This is a genomic window from Synechococcus sp. HJ21-Hayes (genome assembly GCF_024345835.1).
In the GTDB taxonomy this organism is placed as follows: Bacteria; Cyanobacteriota; Cyanobacteriia; order PCC-6307; family Cyanobiaceae; genus Vulcanococcus.
Genome location: NZ_JAGQBW010000017.1, coordinates 56,365 through 63,721, shown reverse-complemented (window position 1 = coordinate 63,721; position 7,357 = coordinate 56,365). Strand labels below are relative to the sequence as shown.

The window sequence follows — 7,357 nt, the reverse complement described above, 5'->3', positions numbered from 1 at the left end:
GGTTGAGTTGGTTGCGATGAAGGCGGAGCTAGCCCAGCTGTGGAGTTCCTGGCAGGAGTGCGGGGGCGTGAAGTCCGCCTGAGCGTCAGCTGGGAGAGGGCAGCTCAAACCATTGGGGCACAGCCTCACCCAGCGACCTGATCCCTTGCCCCCGGCACAGAATCGGCGCCATAACAGGTTCGGAGTGTTCCATCCAGCCCTGGCTGCTCATGGCTCGGGGTTTTTTGTTGCCACGGCTTGGACTCCCTACAAACCCCAGGTCTGCAGGCCAACATGATTCCGCCCCCAAAAGAGCACGCTCTGATGCGCAGGCGAACCGTGATTGCTCAAGGCATGGCGGCTTCGCTGGCCGTGCTGGGCGGGCTTTCCATGGGTTCTCAGCGAACCCAGGCAATCGATGCGGTCGTGATCGGTGCGGGGCTCGCAGGGTTGGCCTGTGCCCAGCAACTGATGGCGGCCGGCCGCAAGGTAGTTGTGCTTGAGGCAAGACAGCGCATCGGCGGCCGGATCTGGAGCGAGCAGCGCCAGGGTTGCGCCATCGATCTCGGTGCCTCCTGGCTCCATGGCATCACCAACAATCCCCTGCACCGGTTGGTGACCAAGGGAGTAGGTGTACCGGTTGTGCCTACGAATGACCAGAGCCAGGTCACGATCGGCCCAAATGGTCAGCGCTGGAGCAGTGAGCGTAGTAAGCAGGCCGACGACTGGCTTGCAGCCTTGGTGCGCAGAGCAGAGGGGAACGGCACGGCAAGGGAGTCGCTCGACGCCTTGCTGCCGGCCCGGCTCACGCCGGACCAGCGATTCACCTTGATCGCCGATGTGGAGCATGAACTCGGAGCGGAGCTCAGCACGATTGCTGCCAATGCACCCCTCGGAGATGGCGAGGAACTACTAGGTGGAGATGCAATGGTCCCAGCCGGTCTTGATCGGCTGGTGCGGCACCTTGCCCAAGGGATAGAGATACGGCTCGGCCAGGTGGTGAAGCAAATCCAAAACCACCCCAATCGTGTCAGGGTGACCACAGCTGACGGCAATGTGATCGATGCTCAGATGCTCTGCTGCACCGTGCCTCTCGGGGTTCTGAAGCAGGGTGGAATCCGCTTTGACCCACCTCTTCCAGCAGCAAAGGCGCAGGCGATCGAGCGGTTGGGGATGGGAGTGCTCAACAAGATTGTGCTGCTTTTCCCGAAACGCTTCTGGGACGACACGACATGGATCCGCAACAACGGCCCCGATGCTGGGCTTTGGCCTGAGTGGGTGGATCTCACCAGTTTGATCGGTCGCCCGGGGCTGATGGGTTTCACCGCTGCCAACAGGGCCCGAGAACTAGAGCGTCAGCCTGATCGCGCCGTTCTTGCTTCAGCGTTGGGCCAACTCAAGCGCTGTTACCCCGAGCGTGTGATCCCTGCGCCCAGCGATGTTCTCCTGACACGCTGGGGTGTGGATCCCTTCTCCCTTGGGAGTTATTCCTATCCTGCAGTGGGCTCAACGCCAGCCATGCGTGAAGACCTGGCTCGCCGCTGGAATCGGATGGCATTTGCAGGAGAAGCTGTCAGCACGTCCTTCCCAGCTACTCTTCAGGGGGCTTATCTCTCAGGTATTCAGGCTGCGAAGGAGTTGCTGGCTTGAGCACAGCTCTTCCCAAAAACTCGGCAATCGTCAAGGTCGCAGTCTCATCACGACATCGCGACCTTGAGCTGCCGGCCGATGGAGTCGGGCTCAGCCACCGGCAGTCTCATCCAGCTCCACAGCAACTGTGGCCCACTGATCCGCAGACCACGGCTGGGTCCTCTAGATGCTGCACGAGAGGATCTCCTTCCCTGTCAGGTACCCGTTCCACCGCATTCAGCGGCGCCATCACAAGAGCGGTGTAGGCGCCCCACTCCGGATCACTCAGCTCGATCAGTGGATCGGGTCAGGGAGCTGGTCCTCGCCTCCAGGCCTGACCTCTCGCCTGCTTTCAGCTAAGGAACCTGTTGAGAGAGAACATCTAACTGAGCATGATGGCGCCTGACCCTAGACCCTTTGGGAGCATGGTGTTCTTCTCGCCATGGCTGACATTTCGGATCCGTCCACCGACTTGGTGCTGGGTGATCAAGAGGCAGATCTGGAGATTGCCGCGATTGCTGACGCCCCTGGCTTTCTCCATCGTCCTGCTGCTGGGATCGCTGATGGAGCCTGTGTTGGCCAGCCCACCAATTCCATCGCCACTGGAGCACCAGCTGGTTTTGCGGCAGGTGCCTGGACCAAGCCCTCGCCAGACCATCGACAACTTTTTGACCACAACTGAGAAAGCCCAACATTTAATTCATGGTGCGATCTGCGACGGTTTGGCAAATCCGGGCTGGTTGTATTCGTCGGAGCAGCGACAGAAGGTTGAGGAGGGCCAGCGGCTTCTTGCTCAGGCCACCGAGGCCCTGAACCTCAGCCAGTTGCCACAAGTCCTGCATCCGATCACAGGGGTTGGCACCATGTTGCAGCTTAGAAGCCTGCTGCTCTACGACCTAGCTAATCATCCGGCTCTTGTGCTGCCGGGACCTGACGAGGTGGCCCGCATGAAGCTCAGTTCCTGGACGATCCCCGAGAGCCCAATAACGTTGGAGCTCAATCAATCCTCTTCCCATGGACAGGGGCCATTACCTGGTTTGCCCTGCAAGCAATGCAGTGAGCAAGACTTCTTGTTTAGTCCGCGCACCATAGCCCAGGTGAATGCTGACTTCGCGCAGATCTTTGATGGAAATCATGCCCTTAGGCATCGCTTTGGCGGTGATCTGTATGTCACCTGGTCGCTATTGCCTGGAGGTGCTTTGCCTCCCAAGTGGATCCTTCGATTGCCGAATTCCTGGAGGCATGTTCTGGTGGAAACGGCGTATGGCGGGCAATCTTTGGTGCAATGGATGCTCCAGGTGCCTGCCTCAGTCTTGGCCCTGGCGTTTGCCGCGGCAACGAGCATTGGCTTGCGCCACCAGTTCCGTAACCACACGGCAAGTTTGGGGCTCACGACCTACTGGGTGCGTGTGGGGCTGTTGTTGCCGGTATTGCTCCTGATAGCCGTGTGGCGTTGGTTTTCAATTGATTGGGTCAATCTCACGGGTGATCGCGCTTTGGTGGTTGTCGTTGCAGCTCGGATTCTCCATATCGTCGTGGCCATGCCATTGGTGTATCTACTGAGTGAGGCTGTTGGTCAGAGCCTGATCCGTAAGTGCAAGCGCCAGGCTGATGGCACGGTTACCTGGTTGCGTCGCAAGGGGGCCGGCCAACTGCTCACTGTGGCGCGGGTGATCGGCCTCACGCTTGCGATTATGGTTTTCATTCAGGGGGCCCGCAGTCTAGGGCTCACTTCGGTCACGATCTTGGCGCTTTCATCGGTGCCAGCCTTGGCAATCTCCTTGGGTACTCAGCAGCTGATTCGGGATATCTCTGATGGATTCAGCTTGTTTTTAGATGGCCAGATCAAGGTGGGCGATAAGTGCACGATTGGAACTGCCAAGTCTGGGCAGATCGATGGTACGGTGTTGTCTATGGGTATGCGATCGATCCACCTACAGTTGAAGAATGGCTCCCAGCTGGCGATTCCCAATTCCCAGGTTGCCGGCTCGGTGGTCACAAATCACAGCGTTCGAACAGCTGAGCCATTGGATTTGCGGTTGTCGCTGCCCAAGCTGGAGACCAATGATCTAGTACAGCTCAAGAGCGGGGCCGAGGCACTGCTCTTGGCGGCGGAGAGCCTTGACAGCGCTGAGGCCCACCTTGACCACACCCAGGAGGGGTGGTGGTTGCAAGTGAAAGGGCGTTGGCTGCCTGGTCTCTCGAGTGCTGATTTGCCCCATAGGCGGGACGACTTATTCCTTGCCCTGCATCGGCTGATCGCCTCCCTTGAGGGTGGGGTGAGCTCGGAGGTGTTGGATGGGCTCCAGTCCTCAGAGGCTCAGATGAACAAGACTATTGAGTGATTCCAGGATCTGGTCCTGCAGCATGGACCGAGAGTCCTGGAGTCGAAAACTGCTCTCATTGTTGCACCTCACAGCGTTGATCGGCGCGGTAGTTCGTTGCACTGCTGTTGAAGAGATCAGTCGCAGAGGAGAGGAGAGTGGCTCATGATGCGGTTGATCATCGTGAGATACTGGTGGCGGTTGGAGGTTGCGTTCCGCGCCGTTCTGGAAGGGTGTCGAATATGCCCATTCCGGCACCCTGGCTATTGAACCAGTCTACTGCCCGGCTCAAGAAGTTAATCGCCGCGGCCTGTTATTTGCGAGCGAGAGCCTCAACGTAGGCCATCGATTCGCGTCATCGAGGGCGAGAGAACCCAGTCGTAGCCCACGCCAGTCGAGATGCCTTGCTGTCGGTTGTCTTACGGCTCTCCGTGGCAGCGCTGCCAGTGCAGCTACGGGCTCTGCTGGTCCCTCACCAGTTCGGCTTCGGCTTGCATGCACGGTTGGTCCCCATGCACTAGGGCGGGTTCTGGGCTGGGCCGCTGTGTGGCCTCAGCTGCAGATCAGCACCTGGATCGATCAGATCTGATCGATCAGAGCGGCGACCTCACGCATGCGTTGTTACCTGGGCACTGATCAACCCCGGCACCGCAGCCCTGACATCTGATGGCTGTTCTGGAGCCCACCAATCTGCTGCTTCTGGCCTGTGCGTTGATCTACCTCTGGATTGGCGAGCCAGCTGAGGCCGCCATCCTGCTGGTGTTCGTAGCCGCCATCAGCGGCCTGGATGTTGTGCAGCAGCACCGCAGCCGGCGAGCCCTGGCGGAGCTGGCTCGGATGGCTGCGCCGGCGGTGTCGCTGCGCCGCCATGGCCAGGAGCTCAGCCTTCCGCCCGATCAGGTGCAGCAAGGCGATCTGTTGCGCCTGGAAGAAGGCGATCGCGTCGCCGCCGATGCCCACATCACTGAGGCAGCAGGGTTGTGGCTGGATGAATCGTTGCTCACCGGCGAGGCTTTGCCGGTCCTCAGGCAACGCGTCGGTGAACCGATCCAGGCCGGTGCCCTAGTGGCCAGCGGTCGGGGCTGGGCGGAGGTGGTGGCCATGGGCGCCGATACCGAACTCGGGCGCATCGGTGCGAGCCTGCTGCAGGTGAATCCACCGCTCACGCGCCTGCAGCGGCAGACCCGACGACTCACCAGTCGTCTCACCATCGCCATCCTGGCGCTGACGACTGTGTTGTTGCTGATCCACGGTGCCGTCACCGGGCGCTGGAGCGAGGCACTTCTGGCCACCCTGGCGCTCGCGTTGGCGCTGTTGCCCAATGAGATCCCGGTGGTGCTGGCCCTTTTCCTGGCCCTCGGTGCTTTGCGCCTCGGCCGGATCGGTGTGCTTGCCCGTTGGCCTGCCGCGGTGGAGAGCCTGGGCAGCACCACGGTCCTGGCGGTGGACAAAACCGGCACGCTCACCCAGAACCGTATGGCCGTGGCCGCGCTACTCACCTGGCCGCAGGCGGAGGGCTGGCGCCCGCACCAGCCCCTGGCTGAGCCCTGGCACCGCTTGCTGGAGCTGGCGGTGCTTGCCAGCCGGCTTGATCCGGTGGATGCGATGGAGGTGGCGATCCAACGACTTGCCAGCGAGCGGCTGCGGCACCAGAACAGTGACCATTTCCATCCCGACTGGCCCTTGCTGGGGGAGTACCCGATCACCCAGGACCTGCTGGTGGTCTCGCAGCTCTGGAGTGACGCCGACGGCACTCAACACATCGCTGCCAAGGGAGCACCGGAGGCGATCGCGGCGCTCTGTCATCTGGAGCCAGGCACCGCCGCGCGGTTGTTGCAGGCCGCTGAGCAGCTCAGCCAGGAGGGCCTGAGGGTGCTGGCGGTGGCCAGTGGTCTAGACGGCGCACCGCGTCATCCCGAGCTGAGCACCACCGAGTCGGAGCCGTTGCCGCCCCAGGTGCACGACTTCCTGTTTCAACCGATCGGCCTCATCGCATTCGCGGATCCGATTCGGCCTGAGGTGCCTCTTGCGATCGCACGGGCCCAGGCCGCAGGGGTGCGGGTGGTGATGATCAGCGGCGATGCACCGGCCACGGCGCGCTCCATCGCCGATCAGGCGGGATTGCCTCCGGGCGAGCCGATTTGCGGCGCCGAGCTGGGGCGCCTCGATCCAAGCCAGTTGGCCCGCCGGATCCAGAACACAGCGGTGTTCGCACGGGTGATGCCGCAGCAGAAATTGCAGCTGGTGCGGGCCCTGCAGGCCGCCGGTGAGGTGGTGGCCATGGGTGGTGATGGCGTCAACGACGCACCAGCCCTCAAGGCCGCCGACATCGGCGTTGCCATGGGCAAACGCGGCACGGCCGTTGCACGGGAAGCCGCCGATCTGGTGCTGCTCCGCGATGACTTCAGTGCGCTCGTGGACGCACTGGCGCTGGGCCGACGGATCGAGGCCAACCTGCATCGGGCCCTGGGATACACGCTGGCGATCCACCTGCCGATCGCCGTGCTGAGCCTGATGCCACTGCTGCTGCCTCAGCTGCCCTTGCTCCTGCTGCCGGTGCACATCGCCTTGCTCCATCTGGTGATCGACCCGGCCTGCACCGTTGTGTTTGAGGGGATTCCGGCAACGCCACAGTTGATGCAACAACCGCCCAGGCCTGCTGATGCGCCCTTGTTCACTGCTCAGACCTGGCATCAGGCCCTGGTTCAGGGAGGGCTGCTCAGCGCACTGGTGCTGGCAGCGGCCTTCTGGCCAGATCTGGCGGTGACGGAGCAGCGCAGCTGGGTGTTTGCCCTCCTTCTGATCAGCGGCGGGGTTTTGGTGTGGTGGAACGGCGATCGCCGCAGCACCCTCACCCGCGCTGGCTCGCTGATTGGTGTGGGGCTGTGGCTGCTGGTGCAGGTGATTCCAGGCCTGGCGCCCCTGTTGGAGCTGGCGCCAACGCCCCCCGCTCTGGCCCTGGGGTTTACGGCGCTGGTGATTGCACTGGCTTGGGTGCCCGTGGGGAGCAGCTCTGCTGCAGCGCAGTGATCAACGCATTCGCCTCTGTGGCCCAACGGGCACCATCAGCGGTGAAGGTGGTAATACCATCCAGCCAGGTGCTGGGGCCTTGGCTGCACCCAGTTCTGCGATGGCCAGCTCAAGCGGGACTCCGTGCTGGAAAGCCTCATAGACCGCCACCACGCCATCGCGCATGGCTTCGAGTTGGTCCGGCTCCCAGGGGTATGGCAGGAGCAGCTGCTTGCGATGCTCGTCCCCTGAAATTCGATACCGTCCAGCTACTGCGGCAGCCCCTCTGGCCGAGGGCCCGCAGGACGCCGCCGCGGAGCAGAACATCCCATTCCGGGACCGCTGCTATGTGAGAAGGTGCTCCTCACAGACTGGCACGGGCGAGCAGAAGCCGGCAAATCCTGTCAGCCCAAAAG

General features: G+C 62.1%; 3 protein-coding genes. All 3 read left to right on the top strand.

Annotated features, from left to right (window positions below):
• Positions 1-303 precede the first annotated feature (303 nt).
• Positions 304-1,629, top strand: a complete 1,326-nt coding sequence (locus KBZ14_RS12825) for a flavin monoamine oxidase family protein (protein ID WP_255118735.1) — start codon at positions 304-306, stop codon at positions 1,627-1,629.
• A 404-nt stretch (positions 1,630-2,033) separates the two neighbouring features.
• The gene (locus KBZ14_RS12820; RefSeq protein ID WP_255118734.1) at positions 2,034-3,953 is read left to right on the top strand and encodes a mechanosensitive ion channel family protein; all 1,920 of its coding nucleotides are present in this window, start codon (positions 2,034-2,036) and stop codon (positions 3,951-3,953) included.
• Between the two features lie 645 nt (positions 3,954-4,598).
• Positions 4,599-6,962 (top strand): cation-translocating P-type ATPase, encoded by a 2,364-nt coding sequence (locus KBZ14_RS12815; protein WP_255118733.1) that lies wholly within the window; start codon positions 4,599-4,601, stop codon positions 6,960-6,962.
• The last annotated feature ends 395 nt before the right edge of the window (positions 6,963-7,357 follow it).

Coding starts and splice junctions, on each gene's coding strand:
- KBZ14_RS12815 (WP_255118733.1), top strand. CDS start 4,599: ATGGCTGTTCTGGAGCCCACCAATCTGCTGCTTCTGGCCTGTGCGTTG.
- KBZ14_RS12825 (WP_255118735.1), top strand. CDS start 304: ATGCGCAGGCGAACCGTGATTGCTCAAGGCATGGCGGCTTCGCTGGCC.
- KBZ14_RS12820 (WP_255118734.1), top strand. CDS start 2,034: ATGGTGTTCTTCTCGCCATGGCTGACATTTCGGATCCGTCCACCGACT.